Raw genomic sequence first — 3,450 nt, 5'->3', positions numbered from 1 at the left:
CGTTGACTGGCCCCGCCGGTTCGACCACATGCAGCAGCACTCCGGGGAGCACATTCTCTCCGGCCTGCTGTGCTCGCTGTACCACTGTGACAACGTGGGTTTCCACCTGGGGGCCGACACGGTGACCATCGACTACAATGCCGAGCTGACCTGGGAACAGGTCATGGCCGCGGAAAAGGCCGCCAATGAGGTGATCTGGCAGGATACTCCGGTGGACATCACCTTCCCCGCGCCGGATACGCTGGCCCGTCTGAACTACCGCAGCAAGAAAGCGCTTACCGGCCAGGTGCGGATCGTGGCCTTCCCCGGGGCGGACTGCTGCGCCTGCTGCGGCACCCACGTGCGCCGGGCCGGTGAGGTGGGGATTATCAAGATCCTCTCCTGCCAAAAGTTTCGGGAGGGGGTGCGGCTGGAGATTCTCTGCGGATCGCGGGCTTACCGGTATCTCTCCCAGGTATACGACCAGGACCGCGCCGTGGCCCAGTTGCTGTCTGTAAAACCCCAGGACACCCTGGCCGCCGCAGAACGGCAGGCGGAGGAGCTGGCCGCCGCCAAGCAGCGGATGACGGAGCTGGAGGATCAGCTCTTCTCCCTCCGGGCCCAGGCCCTGACAGACCGGGGAGATCTGCTGCTTTTGGAGCCCCCCACGCGGCCGGACGGAGCCAGAAAGCTGGCAGACGCAGCCGCAAAGGCCTCCGGCGGTCTGGCGGCGGTGTTCGCGGGAGCGGAGTCCTCCTACGTCTATGCCCTTGTCCAGGCCGATAGGGCGGACATCTCTCCCCTGGTGAAGCGGCTGAACGCCGCTCTTTCCGGCCGGGGTGGCGGGCGGAACGGCTTTGCCCAAGGCAGCGTGCAGGCGGACCGGACCGCCATCTGTGACTTTTTCCGCAAGGAGGGGATTGAATGTCCTACGTGCTGATCGAACAGAATCTTGAGGAAGAGGACGAGCCCCGGTTCATCTACGCGGAACTGGACAGCGGGCGCCGGGAGGTCCGGCGGGTGGAATTCTACCCCAATGGCCTCTGCTTTGCCTACGGCGGCGACTACGGCCGGGAGGAGGCTCTCTCCCCTGCCCCCTACCCGGAGGACCTGCGGACGCTGAACCGCCCCGGGGAAGTCACCGCCCGCGCCATCACTCCGGCCGCGTTTTGGGAGATCTGGGGACAGGCCCAGGAGCGGCCGGACGGCTTTATGGGGATGTTTGCCTGATGAGAAGAAGCATTTGTTTTGCCGGGGGCTGCTTCTGGGGCATGGAGGCCCTGTATCGCCGCCTGCCCGGCGTACTGGATGTCACCGCCGGCTATGCCAACGGAGACACGGCAGATCACGCCAACTATGACGATGTCTGCACCGGCCGCACCGGCTTCCGGGAGGCGGTGCAAGTGGCGTATGAAGACGGGACTGTCTCCCTGCCCCACCTGCTCTTTGTCTTTTTTGCCGCCATCGACCCGGAGACTCCCAACCGTCAGGGACCGGACGTGGGCAGCCAGTACCAGACCGGCGTATACTGGATGGACCCGGCGGACGAGGGCATCATCCGCTCCATCGCTGCCCTGGAGGCCGCGGCCGTTCCCTTCTTCGCCGTGGAGCTGAAGGCCCTGGCATGTTTCTATCCAGCGGAAGAATTCCATCAGCGGTATCTGGAAAAGCACCCACGGGGCTACTGCCACGTGGCCCCCTGGAAACTGGCCGCCCTGCCGGACTTCCCCTTTTCCACAAAGACCTATACCCGTCCCGCAAAAGAGCTGCTGCAGACCTGGAAAGAAGCCGGAGAAGTGTCTTTCTGACGGGCGGGGGAAACTCTGTTTTCCACAGGCTGACCATATTTGTGTAAATAAAAGCGCCGCAGGCGGATGCCTGCGGCGCTCTCTTTGATTCAGCTTCCGTCACTGGACGGCTCGTTCATCTCTGCAGTGATATACTGTTGGCCGTACATGGCGTCGTACAGCACATCCTCCCGCAGCTGCAGCAGCTCCCGGGCCTCGTCGGAGAGAGCCGCCTCCTCCACGCCGGCGCTGGGCGTCCCCGTGCCATCCACAAAGTACAGCTCCGTGTTGGTGAGACACACCTGGCTCACCTTCTCCAGCAGCGCCCAGTACCGGGTGACCGGCTGACCGGTCAGCTCCAGCAGCTGGGGGCCAATGGCGGTGATGCTGCTGTCCCGCCGGGTGCCTGCCTGCCCCTGGAGCAAGGCCGCATCATTGGCCCAGATCAGATAGTCCGTGGAATACAGGTCGCTGATCTCCTCCGGGGTCCAGCCTACCGTGTCGTTATCCGGGCAGAGGCCCAACTTTGTGTACACTGTGTCCCCGTCCGTCATGAACAGATTGGGCCTGTGATCCCCGAAGAACACCACGATGGTAGGCTCCTCGCTCTCCCGCAGGGCGTCTGTCAGATCTCCCAGGGCCTGATCCGCCCGGGTGATGCCCTCCAGCATGACCCGGACGATGGCCATATCCTCCTCGCCGAGGCTTTCGCTGGTGACGCCGATCTGACACTCATAGTTGAATTTCTCCGGGTCAAAGGGCTGGTGGTTCTCCATGGTGATGCCGTAGAGAAACGCCCGCTCCCCGCTGCTGTTGATGTCCTCCATCCGGTCCAGCATGGCCTGGAAGAAGTAACTGTCCCGCATGTAATACCCGCCGTAGATGCCCCCCTCCCAGGGAAAGTCCAGAGCCTGGATATCTGCGGAGAACAGAAGGTCGGAAAAGCCCAGCCTGGGATAGGTCACCGTTCGATTATACAGGCTGTCGTTATACCCATGGAGCATCTCCGCCCGGTAGCCGCTCTTGGTATACTGCTCCGGCAGGGCGTCAAATTTCTCATAGGCGTCATCCTCCAGGAAGCAGATGTTCGTCCCAGCACCGAAGTCCAGCTCCGTAATGCCGTACAGCATGGACATCTCCAGATAGCCGGTGCCGTAGCCCAGATAGTGGCTGTGGAATGTGCCGCTGATGCCCTCGCTCTCCAGGGCATGGAAGTTCTCCAGGGGATCCCGTTCATACTGAAGGCCCGGCAGCCGGGTCAGATCGTAGAAGGACTCCGACTGGGCCACGATGATGTTGGGCTGCACCGCCGCTGCGGGGGCGTCGGCGCTGTCCTCTGTCAGGATCTCGTCGATCCGGGCCAGGACCTGCTCCATGTAGGCTTCGCTGTATCCCTCCGGGCTCTTCTTGGCCTGAAGAAAGCAGTCCCGCCAGAGACTCAGCGTCAAACCGTAGGTGTCGTGGCTGTTGGCCGCAGCCAGGCGGGTGTTCACATCCACCTGAAAAACCGCCCCCGCCGCCTGGGCTCCCTGTGTGGAAAACAGCCCAATGGTCAGGGCCAGGGCAACGGAAAAAGTGACAAAGCGGCACCGCCCGGTGAGCAGCGTCAGCCGCCGCACCAGAATCAGAATCCCCACACACATCCCCAGGGCGATCATCGCCATCCAGAAATCCACCGGCGGGG

General features: G+C 63.0%; 4 protein-coding genes. 3 read left to right on the top strand and 1 reads right to left on the bottom strand.

The window, feature by feature from the left end:
- From HMPREF1546_RS12425 to msrA, 3 genes are all read left to right on the top strand, one after another.
- Positions 1 to 919 (top strand): DHHA1 domain-containing protein (locus HMPREF1546_RS12425; RefSeq protein ID WP_021751996.1); only part of this gene is annotated, 919 nt, incomplete at its 5' end.
- Positions 904 to 1,209 carry a hypothetical protein gene (locus tag HMPREF1546_RS12420; RefSeq protein ID WP_021751158.1) on the top strand — a complete coding sequence of 102 codons (306 nt, stop codon included), beginning with the start codon at positions 904 to 906 and terminating at the stop codon, positions 1,207 to 1,209. The genes HMPREF1546_RS12425 and HMPREF1546_RS12420, both read left to right, overlap by 16 nt.
- The gene (gene msrA / locus HMPREF1546_RS12415; RefSeq protein WP_021751157.1) at positions 1,209 to 1,787 is read left to right on the top strand and encodes a peptide-methionine (S)-S-oxide reductase MsrA; all 579 of its coding nucleotides are present in this window, start codon (positions 1,209 to 1,211) and stop codon (positions 1,785 to 1,787) included. The genes HMPREF1546_RS12420 and msrA overlap by 1 nt, the downstream gene beginning before the upstream one ends.
- Before the next feature lie 89 nt (positions 1,788 to 1,876).
- Here msrA and HMPREF1546_RS12410 read toward each other — a convergent pair.
- The coding region (locus tag HMPREF1546_RS12410; RefSeq protein ID WP_021751995.1) for an LTA synthase family protein at positions 1,877 to 3,450 on the bottom strand (1,574 nt) is incomplete at its 5' end.

The organism is Oscillibacter sp. KLE 1745, from assembly GCF_000469445.2.
Classification (GTDB): Bacteria; Bacillota; Clostridia; order Oscillospirales; family Oscillospiraceae; genus Oscillibacter; species Oscillibacter welbionis.
The sequence above is the reverse complement of the archived record's forward strand: the minus strand, read 5'-3'. Positions and strand labels throughout refer to the sequence as shown.